The organism is Gammaproteobacteria bacterium (assembly GCA_041395445.1).
Classification (GTDB): Bacteria; Pseudomonadota; Gammaproteobacteria; order Xanthomonadales; family Marinicellaceae; genus NORP309.
Genome location: JAWLAO010000005.1, coordinates 56,539 through 75,997, shown reverse-complemented (window position 1 = coordinate 75,997; position 19,459 = coordinate 56,539). Strand labels below are relative to the sequence as shown.

The window sequence follows — 19,459 nt, the reverse complement described above, 5'->3', positions numbered from 1 at the left end:
AAATGACTAAACAACAAAAACATATTTTACTTTTTCTGGTTCTTGCCATATTAATTTACTCAATCTGGCAAATATTTTTTAATCTGGAAAAACAACAATCTAACAAACCGTTCACAAAAGGCTATTCAGTTGAGAATCTGGAATTAAAAATTACTGACGAGAGTGGGAAATTGGTTGGTAAATTCACCTCACCAGGGTTAATTCGTTACACTGATTCAGAGTTAATATTGATATCAAAACCAAAGATGTGGACGTATGACGATGCCAAGCAACATTGGCAAATTTTTTCTGAAAAAGCCGAATATAACAATAAAACCAACGAAATTAATTTTACCGAAGAGTTGAAGGCTTCATCGATACTTGGAGATAAAAAATCCAGTTTTACTGCTAACAGTTTATTGGTAAAACTTGATAATAGCACCGCATACACTAATAATGGAATCGTTTTTAACCAGACACCATTCACCATGTCCGGTGAAATTGCCAAACTGGATATGAAAAAAGAAATTTTAGAGGTCAATGACAATGTCAAAGCAATATACAAATCATCAAGCAAACAATAAATTTATCTTTAACTTATTGATCGTTCTGATGATATTCAGTTCGCAAATTCAGGCTTTAAAATCTGATAAAGATGCCGATTTTGTTCTTATGGGTGACAATTTCATTAATTTACCTGAGGTTAAAGACGGCTTAAGTCAAATCAAATACTGGGGCAATATCAGTATTGAGCAAGGAACTCTAAAAGTCAGTTCTGATGAAGCTATCGTACACAATAACAAAGATGGTATCACAAAGATTGAGCTTACAGGAAAGCCTGTAGAAATGGAACAATTTATTGATAAGGAATTTGGCAAACTGGAAGTTGTTGCCAACAAAATTGACTTCATGGTCAAAGATGACATGCTTATTATGACAGGCAATGTGTCCATTAAAAGCAAAATCCAAGGTGAGATGACTGGTGAAAAAATCACTATGAACTTAAAAACCAAAGAAATCAAAGGTGTTAAAGCTCAAAATCAAAGAGTTAAACTCATTCTAAAACCGAAATCCAAAGAACAATAAATCACCGATGATTGTAGTAAACAACCTTGTAAAATCTTATAAGAAAAGAAAAATCATCAAAGATGTTTCGATGACAGTCGGTGCCGGAGAAGTTGTTGGGCTGCTCGGTCCCAACGGTGCCGGAAAAACCACTTGTTTTTATATGATTGTCGGACTTGTTCATGCAGATTCCGGAGAAATTCTGATAGACAACGTCAATGCCACCGACTACGGAATCCATCTTCGGGCCGGATTAGGGTTGGGTTATTTGCCGCAAGAGGCCTCAGTGTTCAGAAAACTGACGGTGAGACAAAATATTCTTGCTGTTCTTGAACTCCGCAAAGATTTAAACAAACAGCAAAGAAATATTCATGCTGAATCACTCATGGAAGAACTCAATATTGACCACGTTCATGATCAGCTTGGAATCAGCCTTTCAGGCGGAGAAAGACGAAGAGTTGAAATTGCCAGAGCATTAGCACTGGATTTGAAATACATTCTTCTCGATGAGCCCTTTGCAGGAGTTGATCCAATATCAGTGATTGACATACAAAAAATTGTCACACACTTAAAAAACAGAGGTCTTGGAGTTCTGGTAACCGATCATAATGTTCGTGAAACTCTGGGAATCTGTGATCGTGCCTATATCCTGAATGATGGTGTGATACTTGCCGAAGGAATGCCGGAACAAATCATCAGTAACGAAGATGTGAGAAACGTCTATCTGGGTGAAAACTTTAGAATGTAAAACTTGCTTTTTATAAAAAAATTGTGTATCTTGAACTTATGAAAAATTTACACAATTTGGAAAGTTAAACTCTTGAATTTCCAATATTCGTATCCAGATTTCCTATATGAAATATGGTTTAATATTAAACAAACCATAGTTCAAATCCAACGGGCAAATCATTTAAAGCCTTTTCAAATGTACGCCCTTTTTTTAATAAAATCTAGAAGGAGAATGCTATGCATATAGACATCACCGGTCATCAAATCGACGTTACAACTTCAATGAGAGATTATTTAACCAATAAATTCGAAAGAATTAAACGTCACTTTGATCAGGTCATTAAAGTCCATGCAATTTTAAGTGTTGAAAAACTCGAGCACAAAGCTGAAGCAACAATGCACATTAACGGCAAAACAATTTTTGCAGAGTCCACAGAGGAGGATTTATACGCAGCCATTGACCTTCTGATTGACAAGCTTGATAAACAAATCAGAAGACATAAGGATAAACTAACCAGCACCCGCCACCGTAGTGAGCCTTTAAAATATCAAGAAGTCTGATTCTTCATACAAACCCTTAGAGAAATACAAAATTCTCTAAGGGTTTCTATCCTTCAAAGTAACAAAATTTTCCATTACCTGATAGAGTTTCATGCTAAAATTCAACAACTGATTTTGAATAAATTATATGAAGCTGATTGACTACATAGAAACTCAAAATATTGAACTCAATTTTCCTTTTCGAAGCAAAAAACACCTCTTTGAGCAGCTCGCAATCAAAGCCGGAGAAAATGCAAAAGAGACTCAAGAGATTTATGAGGCATTAGTTCAAAGAGAAAAAATAGGTGTTACCTCACTTGGAAATGGAGTTGCCATTCCCCATGGCAAATGCTTAAAAAACCGTGAAGTACGAGTCAGAATATTTGTATTAAACACTCCGTCAAATTATGAGAGCGTGGATGAAACATTAGTACAGTTAGTAGTCTGTGTCATTTTTCCAAAAGAAACCAATGAATTTCATTTGGAATTACTCAGAAATATTGGCACTTTTTTTAAAAAATACCGATTGTATCGAGCAATCATTAATGCTCAATCCGCTAATGAAATCAGGGAAATAATTTTTAACGAACACACTTAAATGCAAGAATTACTCATTATTTCAGGAATGTCCGGCTCGGGCAAAACCATCGCACTTAGAACACTCGAGGATTTGGACTTTTATTGTGTCGATAATTTACCGGTTGAAATGTTTGAGCATTTTGTCGAACATATCAGTCAGGAGCACATTGATTATTCACGGGTTGCTATTGGAATTGATATCAGAAGCACTGAAACGGCGCTGAAGAAGTTTCCTGCAATCATTGAAAAACTGAAAGAAAAGTATGGTAAAATCATTTCAATCAGACTATTTTTTCTCAGTTCTGACGATAAAACTTTGCTAAAACGCTATTCTGAAACCCGACGTTCTCATCCTTTATCAAACAGCGAACACAATTTTTCATTATCTCAAGCCATCAGAGCCGAAAGAGAATTACTGGAATCTTTGGCAACAATGTCAGATTTATTAATTGATACCAGTAAAACCACAGCTCCTCAGCTTCGTGACAAAATCTGGAAGCAAGTCAGCACTAATACCGAAAGTGGGCTTTCTGTTTTACTTCAATCATTCGCATTCAAACGAGGGGTTCCTTTTGATGCAGACTTCGTATTTGATGCCAGATGCTTGCCAAATCCATTTTGGGAAAAATCATTACGCGAATTTTGTGGAAAAGATAAACCAATCATTGAATATTTGGATAGCAAAGAAGTCGTAGCCGACTACTTTAACGATATTTTCAATTTGATTAAGAAGTGGCTTCCTAAATTTGATGAACACGACAGAAGTTATTTAACTATTGCTATCGGATGCACCGGAGGCAAGCACCGTTCTGTTTATTTAGTGGAAAAAATCTATCGTGAATTGAGTTTATCTCGAAAAAACATTCTCATCCAGCACAGAGAACTTGATTAAATCTTTATCAATTGAATTAATTGACTGTCTGACTTGAAGAGTTTGTTGTTTTCTGATTATTTTGTGAAGCAAATTCTCCATAAACAATCATTGTACCGGCTCTAACGTATTCAACCAATTCATAATAATCCGCCTCTTCGCCTTGTGAACCGTCATAATTAGTTTCCACTTTTGATATTTTTTCCAAGTCTTGGATGAACTCGTTTGCTTCTTCAGATAATTGACCCAAAGACTTAAAACCGGCGTAAGCCATACCACTTAAGAAATTGGAACACCAACTGGATAATGCATCCAAACGTGATGACAGTTCATCTTCATCGGAAGGTAACAATAAATTGAATGAAAAATTTTCAGAATTCAGCTTTTCTTTTGCAAATTCAAATAGCGATTCTAAAACTGTTGACAGGTTATTTTTATCAACGGAATCAAAACAATAATCTTCGAGAATAATCTCAATCCATTCATTCGCCTTTAACTCAAAATTAACTGTCAGCATTCCACAAACATGGCCATGTAACTCAGCCGGAGTAGCGATAACTTTATTTTCTGTTAAATGATTTGCAAATGGTTTATAAGGTATCATAATCCTGTTAATGTGATAAAGTGCATATTTTCCCTGATTTTTCATAATCTTGAAAGGAAAATATAATAAGTTAGTTGACCTTTTGGATTTTGCCATTTATTATTTAGCGTATGGACAAGAGTAAAAATGCATTTCTTGAAGAGGTTTTATCTCTGGAGCAATCAATTCAAACAGCACTTGAATTGATTAATCGCTATGAGATTGAAAATAAAGCCTTAAAAACTAAGATGGAATCTTTAACTCACGAAAAAGCCCTCTTGTTACAAAAGAACGATCAAGCTCGTTCCCGACTGGAATCCATGATTTCACGCCTTAAAGCACTCGAACAAAAATCCGCATGAGCCAGCATAAAGTCACAGTCAGAATCCTTGACAAAGAGTACCAATTCGCAGCAACTGATGAAGAAAGACCATCATTAATTGCCGCTGCTGATTATTTGGATAATACCATGCGCACAATTAAAAACAGCAATTCCGGCTTATCAATTGATAAAATAGCAATTATGGCCGCTTTGAATATCAGCCACGATACTTTACAACTCAAGCAAGCCCAAGACAGAATCAGTTCATTAAACAACGAACTCAAAAAAAATATCGAATCTCTTTAAACCCTTGTGGCAATCCATTAAAAGTTTTATAATGGAGTTCAAGGTGTAAACTACCATGTGCGATAGTGTTTCAGCATATCCCTTGGTCCGTAATTGATCCTTTTTGGATGACACAATCAATTTCTGTGAGCATGTCTGTCGTGTAACAGAAAGCCTAAAGAATTGAGAGTCAGCCGCCTTGAACCTCAGGTTCCAAGGTCGCCTCAAGCACAACGGCATGTGTGGTTTACATCGCATCACTTGAAACTTGAGAGGATTCCAAGCCATCAAACCAAACCTCAGACGCAAGCTCATTCAACAACGCAAAGAACTCAAACCGGAACAAGTACACTCACTCAGTTTGTCAGTTTGCCAACAAATTTTGTCACATCCGGTATTTATCCAAAGCCAAACGATTGCATTTTATTATCCAATTAATAATGAAGTGGACTTGCTAAGTCTGGTTAACATGAAAGGAAATCCCAAAACTTTCTTATTACCGTATGTGCTGAATAACTCCGACATGGAGTTTCGGGGTTACACATTGGATTCGGAATTAGTAAACAATAAATATGGAATTCCACAACCAGAAAACAACCAAACAGTTAATTCATCGCAAATTGACCTTTGCCTAATGCCATTAGTTGGATATCATAGAAACGGTTCAAGACTGGGTTATGGTGGTGGTTTTTATGATCGGTATTTTTCTAACTCAAATAATAAACAAAAAACAAAACTAGCAGGAGTTGCATATAATTTTCAGCAGTGCCCTACCCTGAAATCTGACAACTGGGATATTCCAATGGATATCATTTTTACCAATAATGAAACAATTGAGATTAAACATGAATAAACAACAAGAACTGAAACAACAAGTTGCTCTGGCTGCTCTCGAGTATTTTGATGATTACGACATGGTTGTCGGAATTGGGACCGGTTCAACCGTGAATTGCCTTATTGATGTTTTACCCAAAGTCAGAAACCGAATTGAAGCCTGTGTTTCGAGTTCGGAAGAAACTACCCGTCGTTTAAAAGAACATGGCTTTCATGTCAGAGAGCTCAACCAAACAGGACCGTTATCACTCTACATTGACGGAGCTGATGAATGTGATTCGCACAATCGTTTAATCAAAGGTGGTGGTGGTGCTCTCACTCGTGAAAAAATTATTGCAGCTGCCAGTGATAAGTTTATTTGTATCGTCGATGAAAGCAAAATGGTCAAAGTTTTAGGAAAATTTCCGCTTCCAATTGAGGTCATTCCAATGGCTCAATCTCATGTTGGAAGAACCATTGCCAAACTCGGAGGGCAACCTCAGCTCAGAGAAGGTTTTACTACAGACAATGGAAACATTATCATCGATGTCCACAACATGCATATCATCAATCCTTTGGAATTAGAAGACAAAATCAACTCCATTGCCGGAGTTGTTTGTAACGGAATTTTTGCTCATCAAAAAGCATTTTCGACATTGATTGCGACTGATGCAGGAATTATGACTCAAAAAGCATAAAACGAGTCATTCAACTATCGTAATCAATAACAATTTTGTTGGTTTTAGGTATAGATTGGCAACTAAGAATATAATTTTGCTCAAGTTCCCAGTCTTCGAGTGAATAGTTTTCAATCATTTCAACTTCACCTTCAACCAGTTTACATCGGCAAGTCGCACAAACACCTGCTTTACATGAATATGGCATGTTGATTCCGTTATCTAATGCAGCATCCAATAAAGTTTTCTCATCTCCTTGTTTAATATCATAACGTGATGTCACGCCATCTATGGTGACGCTCACACCACTATCGGTTGATGAAGCTTTCTCACTACTATCCCTTATCACCTGATCTTCTGATAAGAAAAACTCAGAATGAATACTACGAGTATCGACACCATTTTCTTTTAAAGCGGTACTAACAGACGTAATCATTTCACCGGGACCACAAAGATAATATCCCGAGATATTTAATTCTTTAAGTTCTTTATGGTAAATTTTGTTGATCTTATCAGCATCAATTCTGCCGGAATATAGGTCAATATCAATTGGTTCACGACTGAGAAAATAGCTGACAGATAACCGCTCAGCAAATTTATCTTTTAAATCAGTCAGTTGTTTTTTTAGTAAAGTTCCTTCAACTGTGCCATTTCCATAATACAAATTGACGTGACTATTTGATTGATTTAAAACTTCATAAACCATTGATAATATTGGAGTAATTCCACTTCCGGCTGCGATTAAAACATAGTTGGAGTTATTCTCAGGGGATAATATAAAATTACCAATTGGCGGCATCACCTCAACAGTCTGCCCAATTTGATATTGAGTCTGAGCCGGTTCGGAAAATCGACCCTGATCGACTTTCTTAATTAAAACTTTCAGCTCATCTCCATCGGTTGGAGAAAGGATTGAATACGAACGTCTTAGTTCCTCACCATTGAAATCATATTTAAACGTTAAATGTTGCCCGGCTTTCCATTTGAAAACTTCTTTTTCATGCTCAGGAACATCCAATGTCCACACAACGGCATCCTTAGTTTCTTGTTCAATGTTTTTGATTTTTAATTTATGAAATTCGTACATTCTGCTTAGCGATTACAAAGTTGCGTTATTCTATCATGGAGCCCAATTTGAAATGAAACATTCATGATAATTCAACAATATTTGATTAACTGAGCCGTTATCAAAGAACTTATGATATGCTAGAAAAGATTCGAAAAAGGGGATTAACATGAATAAAACATTATTTATTATTTCAATATTAACAACTTCATTACTAAATGCTGCGACAGTCACTTTAGCACCAACAAAAGACAATACATTATACGAAAGTGCAACTGGGCATTTAAGTAATGGTGCTGGACAAAACTTTTTTGTAGGTAAAACACGTCAGTCTTCAGGAGTAAGTTTACGTAGAGCCGTTATTGCATTTGATATAGCCTGAAATATTCCCCCGGGTGCAGTCATAACTGATGTAGAGCTCCATTTAACTATGAATAAAAGTAGAGGAAACACTCAAACTGTCAATTTACATACTATTACATCAAGTTGGGGAGAAGGAACTTCTGATGCAGGCGGTCCGGAAGGCGCTGGTACTGCCTCAACAACCAATGATGCGACATGGATACATAGTTTCTATGATACCGTTTCCTGGATGACTCCCGGTGGGGACTATCTGGGAACACCCTCGGCAAGTTTATCAATATCATCTCAGGGAGGATATACATTTCAAAACAATGGAATGATTGATGACATTCAAAATTGGTTAGATTCTCCAGCAACAAACTTTGATTGGATTCTTATAGGTGACGAAATCTCTAGTGGTTTTGCTCAAAGATTTGCTTCACGAGAACATCAAACAGCATCATCGAGACCATCATTGCTTGTCAGTTATGAAATCCCACAAACCACACAACTGAATCCTGTTAAAGACAATACACTATATGAAACCGTTGATGGAAGCACCAGCAATGGAGCCGGTGGCAATCTATATTTGGGAATGACAAACGGCAATGCAATACGCCGTGCTGTTGTTGAATTTGATGTCTCTTCAATCCATCCTCAATCGACCATTATTGATGCTCAACTCGATTTAGAGATTACCAACACTCCATCAAGCCCATTTATTGGAACTGTTAATGCTACTCTTCATAATTTATCTGCTTAATGGGGTGAAGCTGGATCTAGCGGTAGTGGAAGCGGTGCCGGAGCTCAAACCAGAGATGCAACATGGTTGCATCGCTTTTTCAACACCGATAACTGGACAAATCCGGGTGGTGACTTTACAGCTTCTGCATCAGCTTCCGCACCTTTTGATCAGAACTCCTCAAGTATACAATTTCTAAGCTCTACAGATTTAGTTAATGATGTTACTGCCTGGGTTCAGGATGCGAATAGCAATCATGGTTGGTTGATTAAAGGAGATGAAGTCAATTCAGGTAACGCCAGAGGGGTATCCAGTCGCGAAGGCTCGACACCACCTGTTTTAACAATTCAGTACATAGTACCTGATTTAATATTTGCAAACGGTTTTGAACAGTTAGAATATTAACTTCAATCAAATTACTGAGGAGTTACAAATTAGTATCTCCTCAGATTTTATGATTTTGATTTTTAGAGGGAGGTCTCTTTGCTCGATTCTATGCAATTGGGAAAATGAATCTAAACACTTCACGTCTTTTTGCTATGTTGTTGAAGATTTTGAACTATAAAATCCAAATCAATCTCCGAATTTGCAGGAATATATAGCATTTCCTGATTAACGAAAGTTCTATCTGTATAAAAATAATGAATTAATAAGCCACGAAATGGTTCTTTTATTATTTTAGCTTTCTTTAAACCCGAAAGTGGAAAATCCCAATTATGAAAATAGCCATTCACATAAGCAAATTTCTGTCCAATTAGTATTTCTCCATCGGCTCTCATATTTTTGTTTCTATAGTAAACAGGCATGATGAAAGCTATGAAAGCAAAGAAACAAATGAACCCTGTCATTATAAAAAACATTGCCAATTTTGCTTCCTCTATAATCAGAATAGTGATACCAAATACAACCAAAAAAAGAATACTCAACAATATCCACTTTGATAAATTCTCTGCTTTTTCTTTCTGATAAAGATAATTGCTATACTGGTATTTTTCATCATTTGTCAGAGTCCAATGAGCTATCAAATTTTCTCCGGTAATTAGTGTTTGCAGTTTTTTCTCTCGACTTCTAAACATATATGCAATAGCGATAAAAACCAGCATGAGAAATATAGAAACAAATGTAACTGCCGGATGAATATGAAATGAGTCTAAATCTGCCATCGCTAAAATCAAAATCAAACCACATACAAAAGCCAAGAAACTGAATCTCTTAACAATTTTTGTTTGACTATTATTTAACCGAATATTGTTATTAATATTCATAAATAACTCTTCATTTGTCTTGTTAACAACAGTGCGTATTTTTTTGTCAAGTTTCTTTTTGGACACCTTTTTTGGTTCCACTTTTTTACCACATTGAGTGCAGAATTTTGCACCGGGTTTCAATTCATTTCCGCAGTAATCGCATTGATTCATATTGAGTCTCATTTAGTTTTTTGTAATTTTCCAAGTGGATTTGGTCAGTATATTGTGGAATTCAAGTGTTTTCTTGTCATGATAATAAATCACATAAAATTCACCTTTAACACCATGCAAAGTAACATTTGCATTGAACTCATGTTTTTTCGTTGGTATCAGTTCAATATTAATTCTATCATTCGATGACTGACCAATAAAAATATCACCTTGATTAGTAAATTCGATACTTGCGGTTTTATCACCTAAAAGAACTCCGGTAAAATCATACCACTGACCTTGTAATTCAGGAGCTTCGATTTTATGCACCAATGAGTCCTCTTTTGTTTCATCAAAAAAATAATTTGTTACAAAATAACCCGCGAATAACAAAGCAATGACCACCCAAACAATTGGAGCTAAACTTTTTTTACTATTATTACTAGGGTTTTGATCTTGAAAATTTATCGTTTTTACCTGAGCAGAATCATGAAGAATCGGCTTTCCACAATTTGTACAAAACTTTGCATACTCTCTAAGAACTGCTCCACAATTTTTACAACAACTCTGATCTTTCATTTCATTTCTCTGTTTCACATTTAATCTCTATCTTTATTCCTGATACCACCAAACGGATTCCCTCCGGAAAGAGTTTTTGGCTTGCCATTAGTGTATATTTTTATTGAACCCAAACTCATTTCTTTAATATTTCCTGAATCGTATTCCATCATAACAGGTTGACAAGCATGAGCATTTCTGATCGCTTTGAATGTGGAAATCCCTGTTGTTTTTAAAAATATACTGGTTGAAATTGTTGATTTCCCGGGAGGAATATTGAAGGTTGCGTTCTTACCCTTTAATACTTTGCCATTCACCGAAATTTCATATCCTGAAATCGCATACTGTTGATCATAATGAGCATTTTGCCAGTCCAAAATATCTTTGTTTTTCGATAAACTCGCATCAAATCCCAGGCTTACTGTTACATTTTTTTTGGTGTTCAAATATATTGATAAATCTTTTTCGCTGACGGACTCAATTTCATCACCGGATATCGAAACTGAAAGAGAGTAAACGGCATCAATATTTGCCATTAATGGTTGTGGTGAATCATAATATGGACGACACCGATCATTCCTATCACCTGAAAACCATGACTGTTTCCATTGTGGTGTCCACAATAAGTTTACTGTCTTACTCACATCAAGCGCTTTTGTTAGCTTTCCTTGGTTCTCTTTCTTGTCAGATTTAATACTCATATACACATTTGGACTCCATGCTCCACAAATATTTTGACCCTTATGTGCACATTCTCGGTATGATACTTTAAGATTGTAATTCCCTCTTCCATCAGGAGTTAATCTACCTAGCAACTTTTCAGTCTCAAACTTAGTAGTCATATTGCCATCTGATAACCACAACCGTACAGGTTTATTAGTTTCAGGTGTTGTAACTTCAATCTCTATCGCCTGAATATATGGTCCCAAACTGCCTTCCGATTCTTTGTTTTTCATCAAAGAACTTTTGGGAATTTCAATTTGAAAATAAGGTTTGTTAATTGTTACTTTAGCGGCATTTTTTGGTTTCAAAAGGAAATAAATATCGGTTGATGCTTTTTTTACCGGATTATTCTGTGCTTCAATATAAGCCTCAATCCTCTGTAAATAAATGTTTTGCTTTGTTTTAAGTGAGTCGATTGCAACAGGAATCCCTACTTGGAGTATTTTCCAGTTGCGTTTATCAAAAGACCAATGAATTTCTGTCTGTTCTGAGTATCCAGATGAATCTCGGATAACTAAAACAGCATCTTCAAGTGCATTTGGATTTTTCTCTTTCAAAGAAATCTTCATTCCCGGAGCAGATAATGGATTACTGTCATTAAATCGCCATGAATAGACTAATTTTTCATCATTTAAAACTGACGCCCTATAACTCACTAGTTCATTCCTGATTTTTCGTGCATAAATCCTGAAATCATCAATGAATCGTGACTCTTCACCTGATGTGACATCAATCAAACTAGTTATGTTGCCGGATAAAACTCCGGCATAATCATTTAATAGTTTTGGCAAAAACTCATTCCCTGTTTTACCATAGTACTTGTCTCTTAAATACTCCAAAAAATATGAAATACTGTATCCGTGTTGTTGTAATTCTTGAATCTGTCCGGATTTTAAATCCATCTTTTTGAAAAAACCGTCATAAGTTCTACTGGTATAATCCCATGATGTTGCCCAATTATTATTCAGATAGTATTTGCCGGCTTCTGCTTCATATTGAACTGCGGTGGCTTCAGCAAACCAAAGTTGTTTTTGCATCTCAACAAAACTGTAAGCAGATTGCACCAAATGAAAATACTCATGAAGTGTTGTTGTTTTAAGTGAATTATAGGCAGCTAATTGTGATGAACTCATACTTAAGATATCTGCATCAGGAATTTTTGTTCCATCCAGAACCATAAAAGACCGAGTGGTCCAGCCATTTCTAACTTCGCCGTATAAATTCGCCCCCATACTTTTTTCCTGAATATAGATATCAGGCTCTACCGGTATTCCTGAATAACCCGGGCTTCTAAATCCTCGTGAGTTTGTATATTTAATTGCTAGATCCAATGCTTTAACAGCGTTTGCCACTTTTTGTGGGAAATAATTTTCTAAAACCCACTTTTTATCTCGCATAACTTTCATTAAATCCGAATATTCTTTATCTTTTGAAATATTGGCGTAAGCTTTTAAGGCTTGTTCTCTATTATGAATTCCATCCAGATTATGTTTATCCATAACTTTTTTTAACTTTTTTAAATGGTTACTAACAATATCCGGACGAATCGACTTCCATTTTTTGGGATAATGAATGAAATAATTAATTTTTTCAGACTCCCATAAATAAAATCGATAATCCGCTTTAAAGAAACCATCCGGATATACAGCTAATTCTTCATTAAAGACACCTTCCTCATATCCCCAATAAGAAACTGCTCCTAAAGCTATCCACAGAATAATGTGGACATTATGATAAGTATCAAATTTAATTTGATTGTTTTCAAAATAACTGTGAATGCGTCGTAACTGACCAGTTTTATCAATGTAAGCCAAATGCGTATGTGGTTGGAGCTCAACAGGTATCGCCAATTCATTCAAGTTCATAGCGATGGTTACCGGCTTTCTAAATCGTTCTGTTTCACTCATGCCGGCATTAATATCAAAACCTTTATAGGGAATAACTCCTTTTTCTATTAATTTTTCAGCTAATTGATCAAGTTTAGAATTCGATATTTCAGTCGCTTTGAATGTTCTCGGTTTATCTAAAGCATTTTTTAAAGAAGTAATATGAATACCGGGATGCGGATACAAATCAAGCGAGTCGGTTTGAACTGAACTAATAGTCCCGAGGTTGCTTCGAGTAGGTCGAAATGAACTGTTTGGATCCTTTTCAACAATGAAATACCATGCAAGCAGAGATAAAGTCAGAAGTGCAGTTAGACTCGACCAAAACTTTGGTTTAGGGTGTGAACTATTATTTAGCTGTTGACTATCAATGTCTGCTTTCCCTATATTTGCATTGAATTGCCCTCCGAGATTTCCTATTGCATAACCACATTCAGAACAAAATAACTCCCTTTCTTGGATTAAATGACCACAATGGGAACAATTGCTCTGAGTTTCAACCAGTTCTATCTCAACTGCATGACCACATTCACCACAGAATTTAGCATTGTTTTCTAGTTTCGCACCGCATTCAGAACAATACAATTGACTCATATTGAAACCTCACAAATTTAATAACTCAATCGAAGTGATCACACCTCTTTTAAATTATAAAACTAGGGTTCTACCCCGATTTTACGGACATTTTAGAAAAGTGTTTTTCATAATTTAATTTTTTCTCTAGTTTACGCTTTTTTACCGGATTATGGAAGCGTTCAATATAATCAAAAATATCTGCTCTTGCTTGTGATCTGGTTTTGTAGTTTCTACGATTTACTCTTTCTCTTTTCATAACACCAAAGAATCCTTCACATGCTGCATTGTCAGCACAACTACCAACAGCACTCATTGAGCAAATAACATTGTTATCAAATAAAAATTTCTGATAGTCATCACTGGTAAATTGGCTACCTCTGTCAGAATGTAAAATCACTGTTTCTGATTTCTCCTTTTGCCACAAAGCCATCAACACTGCCTGAATCACCAGATGTGTTGTTTGGTTTTGACTCATTGACCAACCAATAACAACTTTTGAGTACAAATCAATAACAACACAAAGATACAACCAGCCCTCAGCTGTCTTGATGTAAGTAATATCTGTGACCCATTTGGTATTAACATTCTGTGCATTAAAATCCCTGTTAAGGTGATTTATTATGCCATCAGGACGAGCCGTTGATTTTTTGGATAGCCACTTTTTCTTCTGCGGGATACCTTTGATATTATTGACTTTCATAAGCCTGGCAATACGATTGGGACTACAAGAATAACCAATGGAATTAAGTTTTTCTGTCATCCTTGGCGAACCGATAACGCCATCACTTTCGTCATGAATTTCTTTTATTTTCCCCAGCAAAATGGTATTGTCCTGCTTTGTTTTGCAGGCTTCTCTATTTCGCCAGTCGTAATAGCCACTGGTTGATACTTTTAGCTGTTTGCACATCATTGCTACCGGATAATTATCGCGACAATGCTCGATTGTTTGATACTTTACTTCGTGTCCTTTGCGAAGAACACTGCCGCTTCTTTTAAAAAATCCCGTTCCTTCTTAACTCTGGCAAGTTCTCGTTTCAACCGTGCCATTTCTTCATCCCGAGCATGACCTTTTCCTGAAAAGGCCTTTTCACCTTCGGCTGCCTGTTCCCGTCGCCAACGACTAATCATATTAGCATTCAGCCCGAGTTCTTCGCCAAGTTCACTCAGGGAAATACCACTTTGATAGGATAATTTAACTGTTTCCTGTTTAAATTCTTTGGAAAACTTTCTTCTGCTTGTCATAAACACCTCTGTTTAAATGGTTTATAATAACCTTTTCAGATGTGTCCGTAAAATCGGGGTAGAACCCCTATATTGACTTTGGTTTCTTGATTGAAGTCAAAACAGCTTACTGATATATGATGTGATTCAAGTGGTTTAATGACACTTGAAATAATCAAAAGGCTCAAGGCAGTCATTGCATTTGTATAAGGACTTACAGGCAGTTGAGCCGAATTGACTGATGAGAACAACATTTTTTGACCGACATTGCGGACAAATCACTTCACCTTTGGGGCTGGGAGGCATGATTCCGTATTCAAATAAAGCTTTTTTACCTGCTTCGGTGAGCCAGTCGGTCGTCCATGCCGGAGAAAGCTGAGTGATGACTTTAATCTCTTTATCAAAGTTATTTTCTAAGAGTTCGATAATATTCTTTTCCATCAAATCCATTGCCGGACATCCGGAATAAGTCGGCGTGATAGTCACTATAATCGCTGTATCGTTTTCTTCAACTTTTCGAATCACACCCAAATCATAGAGAGACAATACCGGAATTTCCGGATCGGTGACTTGAGAAAGGAGTTGTTCTATTCTGCTTGACATAATATAAAAAACCTAGTGAAAATTAGCAATAAAAGGTTAAAATCTAACAATCAAATATTATAAGTCAATAACTCCAAAGAGTACGGATAAAATTAAAACATGTTGTGATAATATAAATTGGCAATTCATTCAGGATGCAGGACATGCAAGGGGCTGTGAATTCACTTATGGAAAATGCACGAATTGCGGAGCTGATTTAATCCATCTATTTCACACAATCAGGAACGATGACGGATACTACCAAATTGTAAGCCCTGAGTTTGTCTCTCAAATTCAATCCCTTGAAGGCAACGAACTCAAGCAGTTTATGAAACTATGGTATAATGATTTGTAATAATTCGAGAATTAAATTATTCCTTTGTTTAACTTTGTGCTTCTCTGAGGTTCTCTGCGTTCCTTAAAAATCACCACTCACAATTCGGATAGGCTCTTTGTAAAAACTGCATTTCGCACAGCATTTTACCCAGATATTCACTATGATGTCCTTGTAGTCCACCAGTGGCTTTCCAGCCGGATGGAGGGATTTCCAATGGCGTGGAAGCTAAAAGTCTTTTCACATCGCTTTCCCACTTGGTTTTGAGTTCCTGGTGATTAGCGGCTACACCTTCATCGACCAATTGTTGCAACGAATCACTACTTTCAAACAATTCATGATGATAATGCCATAATTGAGTCAGGGCTTTTTGTAAGCGATTAAAACTTTCTTCTGTTCCCAAAGCCATGCGTTTCATCCATAATTCACTGCGTTCCAGATGATATTTAACTTCTTTTAAAGACTTTTGAGCAATTGCTGCCAGTTTTTCGTTTGAGCTGTTAGAAAGCAGTTTGTATAAATGCACATGATAAACATCCATAAAATACTGACGCAACATGGTTTGAGCATAATCACCGTTTGGCTGTTCAACCAGAATCACATTGCGAAAATCTATCGCATCACGCAAAAAAGCCAGGTCATCAACGGTTTTTCCATCACCTTTGATTTCATTTGCCAATTGCAACAGCATTTGTGATTGACCCAAAATATCTAAAGCTGTGTTTGTCAATGCCAAGTCCTCCTCTAGCATTGGTCCAACTCCACACCATTCGGATAATCTTTGCCCTAACACCAAGGTGTTATCCGCCAGATTGAGGACATAATTATATAAAGCAGACATCAGATGTTTTTGACCTCTTTATCAATATGATAGAAATCAGGATGGCGATAAATTTTATCTTCTGCCGGCTCAAAATAAGCATTTTTATCATCCGGATTTGAAGAAAATATTTGGGCTGATTCAACAACCCAAATACTTTCACCCTCCTCCCTTCTCGTATACAAATCCCTTGCATTCTGTAAAGCCATTTTTGCATCTATAGCATGTACCGATCCGGCATGTTTGTGACTCAAACCGGCTTTGGCTCTGATAAAAACTTCATATAATTTCATCTCAGGCAACCTCCTGACTATTGTTTTGTTTGGCAGCGTAGGCTTCTGCCGCTTGTTGAACCCAAAGACCATCTTCGTGAGCTTTGCGTCTGGTTTCCATTCTTTGTTGGTTGCACTTCCCATTGCCTTTAATCACATTCATAAATTCGTTCCAATCGATTTCACCATGGTCGTAACTTCCTGTTTCTTCATTAAATTTTAAATCAGAATCAGGAATAGTCAAGCCTAGATATTCAGCCTGAGGAACAGTCGCATCAATAAATTTATTGCGTAAATCATCGTTGCTAAATCGTTTAATTTTCCATTTCATGGATTGTTCAGAATGCTTGGAATCCTTATCGCTGGGACCAAACATCATCAACGCCGGCCACCAGAATCGATTGATAGCATCTTGTGCCATCGCTTTTTGTTGTTCAGAACCATGAGCCATTTTAACCATGATTTCATAGCCTTGACGTTGGTGGAAACTTTCTTCCTTACAAATTCGCACCATTGCCCTTGAATACGGACCATAGGAAGTTCGGCACAAAGCCACCTGGTTCATTATAGCCGCACCATCGACCAACCAACCCACAGCCCCAATGTCTGCCCAATTCAGCGTTGGATAGTTAAAAATACTGGAATATTTCGCCTTTCCACTGAGCAAATCAGCATACATTTTGTCACGAGATTCGCCTAATGTTTCAGCTGCAGAATAAAGATAAAGGCCGTGTCCGGCTTCATCCTGAATTTTGGCAAGTAGAATCAATTTACGTTTTAATGTCGGAGCTCTGGTGACCCAATTCGCTTCGGGTAATTGTCCCACGATTTCCGAATGAGCATGTTGTGAAATTTGACGAATCAGAGTTTTACGATAGGCTTCCGGCATCCAGTCGCGTGGTTCGATTTTTTCTTCTTTGTCGATTCGTTTCTGGAAAGCTTCAAGCAATTCCTGCGGTTCATCACCGGCTTTTGAATCTCTCAGACCTTGTGAATACATATTTTTCTCAAGTTTTAACAGATAGAGATATCATAAGAAATAATATCCATTACATTATAAAAGATGCTGAAATAGCAATCAATTGAAAATTTAATCTGTTGATTAGATTCTTTCAAGCAACATCGCCATGCCCTGACCAACTCCGACGCAGAGTGTGCAGATGGCGTATTTTCCGTTTGTTCTTTGTAATTGTTTTGCCGCAGTCAATACTAATCTAGCACCACTCATACCTAAAGGATGACCTAAAGAAATCGCTCCACCATTGGGATTGACTCTTTTATCATCATCTTTTAAGCCTAATTCCCTCATGACCGCCAGAGATTGAGCGGCAAAGGCTTCATTCAGTTCAATCACATCAATCTCATTCAATGATAAGTTGTATCTTTTTAGCAATTTTTGAACTGCCGGAACAGGGCCGATTCCCATAATTCTGGGTTCAACGCCGACCGCAACTGTACCAACAATTTTTGCAACGGGCTTCAGATTGTTTTCATCAACTGCTTTGTCTGAAGCAATAACTAACACACAGGATCCGTCATTCACACCCGAAGCATTGGCTGCGGTGACAGTTCCATTTTCATTTTTAAAAGGTGTGGAAAGTTGAGCCAGTTTATCCAATGGAGATTGGCGAGGATGCTCATCGGTTTCAAAAACGATTAGTTCGCCTTTTCTTTGTGGAATTTCCACAGGTATTATTTCTTCAGCAAAAATTCCATTGGCTTGGGCTTTAGCAGTTTTATTCTGACTGTTAAAAGCGAACAAATCCTGATCTTTACGGCTGATAGCGTATTTTTCAGCGATGTTCTCAGCAGTTTCAGGCATGGAGTCAATTCCATATTGAGCTTTAAGTTGTTTATTAACAAAACGCCAACCAATGGTTGTGTCAAAAATTTCTGCATTTCTGGAATAAGCCGTTTCTGCTTTTGGCATCACAAACGGAGCTCTGGACATGGATTCCACACCTCCGGCAAGTAACAAATCGGCTTCTCCGGTGGCAATATTTCTGGCAGCTTGTGCAACCGCATCCAGACCCGATGCACAAAGCCGATTGACCGTCACTCCGGGAACAGACATTGGCAATCCGGCGATTAATGCAGACATTCGTGCAATATTGCGGTTATCTTCACCGGCTTGATTGGCACAACCGATAATGACATCTTCAATCTTTTCCGGTTTGAGTTGAGGATTTTTTAGCAAGAGTTGTTTGATAACATGAGCCAGCATATCATCAGGACGAATACTCGCCATGCTGCCACCAAACCGACCGATTGGTGTTCTTAAACCGTCACAGATATAGGCATTTTTTATTGATTGGTTCATTTTTCCCCTTCTGAAAAAACTAAGGAACACAGAGATTCACAAAGAAACACAGAGTCACGCAGAGTTTTTTTACGAAATTTTATTTTTCTTATTTTCAAACAGATGCAGTCATCCCCGAGCAAGCGCACTCGTGCCTGGTTAAAACTGTAAGGTGGGTTTACCCACCATACGGTTTTT

At 37.0% G+C, this 19,459-nt stretch carries 24 protein-coding genes and 1 other RNA gene; 14 read left to right on the top strand and 11 right to left on the bottom strand.

What is annotated here, in order from left to right; translation table 11 throughout:
• The first annotated feature begins 2 nt into the window (after positions 1 to 2).
• From lptC to rapZ, 6 genes are all read left to right on the top strand, one after another.
• Positions 3 to 563, top strand: coding sequence for an LPS export ABC transporter periplasmic protein LptC (gene lptC / locus R3F25_09520; GenBank protein ID MEZ5497055.1), 561 nt, complete (start codon positions 3 to 5; stop codon positions 561 to 563).
• Entirely contained in the window at positions 526 to 1,065 is a 540-nt protein-coding gene (gene lptA, locus R3F25_09515) for a lipopolysaccharide transport periplasmic protein LptA (GenBank protein MEZ5497054.1), read from the top strand. Before lptC ends, lptA begins: the two co-directional genes overlap by 38 nt.
• 7 nt (positions 1,066 to 1,072) lie before the next feature.
• Positions 1,073 to 1,792: an LPS export ABC transporter ATP-binding protein gene (lptB, locus tag R3F25_09510; GenBank protein MEZ5497053.1), complete on the top strand. Its 720-nt coding sequence runs from the start codon at positions 1,073 to 1,075 to the stop codon at positions 1,790 to 1,792.
• A gap of 218 nt (positions 1,793 to 2,010) precedes the next feature.
• Positions 2,011 to 2,334, top strand: coding sequence for a ribosome-associated translation inhibitor RaiA (gene raiA / locus R3F25_09505; GenBank protein ID MEZ5497052.1), 324 nt, complete (start codon positions 2,011 to 2,013; stop codon positions 2,332 to 2,334).
• A gap of 127 nt (positions 2,335 to 2,461) precedes the next feature.
• Positions 2,462 to 2,911, top strand: coding sequence for a PTS sugar transporter subunit IIA (locus R3F25_09500; protein MEZ5497051.1), 450 nt, complete (start codon positions 2,462 to 2,464; stop codon positions 2,909 to 2,911).
• Positions 2,912 to 3,784 carry an RNase adapter RapZ gene (gene rapZ / locus R3F25_09495; protein ID MEZ5497050.1) on the top strand — a complete coding sequence of 291 codons (873 nt, stop codon included), beginning with the start codon at positions 2,912 to 2,914 and terminating at the stop codon, positions 3,782 to 3,784.
• Positions 3,785 to 3,800: 16 nt separating this feature from the next.
• Here the strand turns inward: rapZ and R3F25_09490 are convergent, their stop codons facing one another.
• Positions 3,801 to 4,367, bottom strand: coding sequence for a UPF0149 family protein (locus R3F25_09490; GenBank protein MEZ5497049.1), 567 nt, complete (start codon positions 4,365 to 4,367; stop codon positions 3,801 to 3,803).
• Positions 4,368 to 4,477: 110 nt separating this feature from the next.
• Here R3F25_09490 and R3F25_09485 point away from each other — a divergent pair, with 110 nt between their 5' ends.
• The 5 genes from R3F25_09485 (at position 4,478) to rpiA (ending at position 6,464) form a co-directional block, all read left to right on the top strand.
• Positions 4,478 to 4,708 (top strand): TIGR02449 family protein, encoded by a 231-nt coding sequence (locus tag R3F25_09485; protein ID MEZ5497048.1) that lies wholly within the window; start codon positions 4,478 to 4,480, stop codon positions 4,706 to 4,708.
• The gene (locus R3F25_09480) at positions 4,705 to 4,974 is read left to right on the top strand and encodes a cell division protein ZapA (GenBank protein MEZ5497047.1); all 270 of its coding nucleotides are present in this window, start codon (positions 4,705 to 4,707) and stop codon (positions 4,972 to 4,974) included. The genes R3F25_09485 and R3F25_09480 overlap by 4 nt, the downstream gene beginning before the upstream one ends.
• Positions 4,975 to 5,018: 44 nt before the next feature.
• A non-coding RNA gene (ssrS, locus tag R3F25_09475) (6S RNA) lies at positions 5,019 to 5,206 on the top strand.
• Positions 5,207 to 5,221: 15 nt separating this feature from the next.
• The gene (locus R3F25_09470; protein ID MEZ5497046.1) at positions 5,222 to 5,806 is read left to right on the top strand and encodes a 5-formyltetrahydrofolate cyclo-ligase; all 585 of its coding nucleotides are present in this window, start codon (positions 5,222 to 5,224) and stop codon (positions 5,804 to 5,806) included.
• Entirely contained in the window at positions 5,799 to 6,464 is a 666-nt protein-coding gene (gene rpiA, locus R3F25_09465; protein ID MEZ5497045.1) for a ribose-5-phosphate isomerase RpiA, read from the top strand. Before R3F25_09470 ends, rpiA begins: the two co-directional genes overlap by 8 nt.
• A 10-nt stretch (positions 6,465 to 6,474) precedes the next feature.
• On the opposite strand, the gene R3F25_09460 is transcribed toward rpiA, so the two are convergent.
• The gene (locus R3F25_09460; GenBank protein MEZ5497044.1) at positions 6,475 to 7,530 is read right to left on the bottom strand and encodes a 2Fe-2S iron-sulfur cluster-binding protein; all 1,056 of its coding nucleotides are present in this window, start codon (positions 7,528 to 7,530) and stop codon (positions 6,475 to 6,477) included.
• Between the two features lie 148 nt (positions 7,531 to 7,678).
• On the opposite strand from R3F25_09460, the gene R3F25_09455 reads away from it, so the two are divergent.
• From R3F25_09455 to R3F25_09445, 3 genes are all read left to right on the top strand, one after another.
• A complete protein-coding gene (locus R3F25_09455) occupies positions 7,679 to 7,891 on the top strand; it encodes a hypothetical protein (GenBank protein MEZ5497043.1) in 213 nt (70 codons plus the stop codon).
• A 48-nt stretch (positions 7,892 to 7,939) separates the two neighbouring features.
• A complete protein-coding gene (locus R3F25_09450) occupies positions 7,940 to 8,614 on the top strand; it encodes a hypothetical protein (GenBank protein MEZ5497042.1) in 675 nt (224 codons plus the stop codon).
• Between the two features lie 66 nt (positions 8,615 to 8,680).
• The gene (locus tag R3F25_09445) at positions 8,681 to 8,998 is read left to right on the top strand and encodes a hypothetical protein (protein MEZ5497041.1); all 318 of its coding nucleotides are present in this window, start codon (positions 8,681 to 8,683) and stop codon (positions 8,996 to 8,998) included.
• A gap of 119 nt (positions 8,999 to 9,117) precedes the next feature.
• Here R3F25_09445 and R3F25_09440 read toward each other — a convergent pair whose 3' ends face one another.
• The 9 genes from R3F25_09440 to pcaF all read right to left on the bottom strand — a co-directional run bounded on the left by R3F25_09440 (position 9,118) and on the right by pcaF (position 19,270).
• Positions 9,118 to 9,858, bottom strand: coding sequence for a hypothetical protein (locus R3F25_09440; protein ID MEZ5497040.1), 741 nt, complete (start codon positions 9,856 to 9,858; stop codon positions 9,118 to 9,120).
• Positions 9,859 to 10,023: 165 nt separating this feature from the next.
• A complete protein-coding gene (locus tag R3F25_09435) occupies positions 10,024 to 10,569 on the bottom strand; it encodes a zinc-ribbon domain-containing protein (GenBank protein MEZ5497039.1) in 546 nt (181 codons plus the stop codon).
• A gap of 20 nt (positions 10,570 to 10,589) precedes the next feature.
• A complete protein-coding gene (locus R3F25_09430) occupies positions 10,590 to 13,751 on the bottom strand; it encodes a zinc ribbon domain-containing protein (protein MEZ5497038.1) in 3,162 nt (1,053 codons plus the stop codon).
• A 70-nt stretch (positions 13,752 to 13,821) separates the two neighbouring features.
• Positions 13,822 to 14,975 (bottom strand): IS3 family transposase gene (locus R3F25_09425; protein MEZ5497037.1). Its coding sequence is split into 2 segments (ribosomal slippage): positions 13,822 to 14,726 and positions 14,726 to 14,975, totalling 1,155 coding nucleotides; the frame shifts between segments, so codons are not numbered across the junction.
• 135 nt (positions 14,976 to 15,110) lie between these two features.
• A complete protein-coding gene (paaD, locus tag R3F25_09420) occupies positions 15,111 to 15,557 on the bottom strand; it encodes a 1,2-phenylacetyl-CoA epoxidase subunit PaaD (protein ID MEZ5497036.1) in 447 nt (148 codons plus the stop codon).
• Between the two features lie 404 nt (positions 15,558 to 15,961).
• Positions 15,962 to 16,711: a 1,2-phenylacetyl-CoA epoxidase subunit PaaC gene (gene paaC, locus R3F25_09415; GenBank protein ID MEZ5497035.1), complete on the bottom strand. Its 750-nt coding sequence runs from the start codon at positions 16,709 to 16,711 to the stop codon at positions 15,962 to 15,964.
• Positions 16,711 to 16,992, bottom strand: a complete 282-nt coding sequence (gene paaB, locus R3F25_09410; protein MEZ5497034.1) for a 1,2-phenylacetyl-CoA epoxidase subunit PaaB — start codon at positions 16,990 to 16,992, stop codon at positions 16,711 to 16,713. The genes paaC and paaB overlap by 1 nt, the downstream gene beginning before the upstream one ends.
• Positions 16,985 to 17,962 (bottom strand): 1,2-phenylacetyl-CoA epoxidase subunit PaaA, encoded by a 978-nt coding sequence (gene paaA / locus R3F25_09405; protein MEZ5497033.1) that lies wholly within the window; start codon positions 17,960 to 17,962, stop codon positions 16,985 to 16,987. Before paaA ends, paaB begins: the two co-directional genes overlap by 8 nt.
• Before the next feature lie 102 nt (positions 17,963 to 18,064).
• Entirely contained in the window at positions 18,065 to 19,270 is a 1,206-nt protein-coding gene (gene pcaF / locus R3F25_09400) for a 3-oxoadipyl-CoA thiolase (GenBank protein MEZ5497032.1), read from the bottom strand.
• Between the last annotated feature and the right edge of the window lie 189 nt (positions 19,271 to 19,459).

What these genes read in the sequence shown, in the direction of transcription:
- lptC (MEZ5497055.1), top strand. Translation starts at nt 3, where the DNA reads ATGACTAAACAACAAAAACATATTTTACTTTTTCTGGTTCTTGCCATA.
- lptA (MEZ5497054.1), top strand. Translation starts at nt 526, where the DNA reads ATGTCAAAGCAATATACAAATCATCAAGCAAACAATAAATTTATCTTT.
- lptB (MEZ5497053.1), top strand. Translation starts at nt 1,073, where the DNA reads ATGATTGTAGTAAACAACCTTGTAAAATCTTATAAGAAAAGAAAAATC.
- raiA (MEZ5497052.1), top strand. Translation starts at nt 2,011, where the DNA reads ATGCATATAGACATCACCGGTCATCAAATCGACGTTACAACTTCAATG.
- R3F25_09500 (MEZ5497051.1), top strand. Translation starts at nt 2,462, where the DNA reads ATGAAGCTGATTGACTACATAGAAACTCAAAATATTGAACTCAATTTT.
- rapZ (MEZ5497050.1), top strand. Translation starts at nt 2,912, where the DNA reads ATGCAAGAATTACTCATTATTTCAGGAATGTCCGGCTCGGGCAAAACC.
- R3F25_09490 (MEZ5497049.1), bottom strand. Translation starts at nt 4,367, where the DNA reads ATGATACCTTATAAACCATTTGCAAATCATTTAACAGAAAATAAAGTT.
- R3F25_09485 (MEZ5497048.1), top strand. Translation starts at nt 4,478, where the DNA reads ATGGACAAGAGTAAAAATGCATTTCTTGAAGAGGTTTTATCTCTGGAG.
- R3F25_09480 (MEZ5497047.1), top strand. Translation starts at nt 4,705, where the DNA reads ATGAGCCAGCATAAAGTCACAGTCAGAATCCTTGACAAAGAGTACCAA.
- rpiA (MEZ5497045.1), top strand. Translation starts at nt 5,799, where the DNA reads ATGAATAAACAACAAGAACTGAAACAACAAGTTGCTCTGGCTGCTCTC.
- R3F25_09460 (MEZ5497044.1), bottom strand. Translation starts at nt 7,530, where the DNA reads ATGTACGAATTTCATAAATTAAAAATCAAAAACATTGAACAAGAAACT.
- R3F25_09455 (MEZ5497043.1), top strand. Translation starts at nt 7,679, where the DNA reads ATGAATAAAACATTATTTATTATTTCAATATTAACAACTTCATTACTA.
- R3F25_09450 (MEZ5497042.1), top strand. Translation starts at nt 7,940, where the DNA reads ATGAATAAAAGTAGAGGAAACACTCAAACTGTCAATTTACATACTATT.
- R3F25_09440 (MEZ5497040.1), bottom strand. Translation starts at nt 9,858, where the DNA reads ATGAATATTAATAACAATATTCGGTTAAATAATAGTCAAACAAAAATT.
- R3F25_09435 (MEZ5497039.1), bottom strand. Translation starts at nt 10,569, where the DNA reads ATGAAAGATCAGAGTTGTTGTAAAAATTGTGGAGCAGTTCTTAGAGAG.
- R3F25_09430 (MEZ5497038.1), bottom strand. Translation starts at nt 13,751, where the DNA reads ATGAGTCAATTGTATTGTTCTGAATGCGGTGCGAAACTAGAAAACAAT.
- paaD (MEZ5497036.1), bottom strand. Translation starts at nt 15,557, where the DNA reads ATGTCAAGCAGAATAGAACAACTCCTTTCTCAAGTCACCGATCCGGAA.
- paaC (MEZ5497035.1), bottom strand. Translation starts at nt 16,711, where the DNA reads ATGTCTGCTTTATATAATTATGTCCTCAATCTGGCGGATAACACCTTG.
- paaA (MEZ5497033.1), bottom strand. Translation starts at nt 17,962, where the DNA reads ATGTATTCACAAGGTCTGAGAGATTCAAAAGCCGGTGATGAACCGCAG.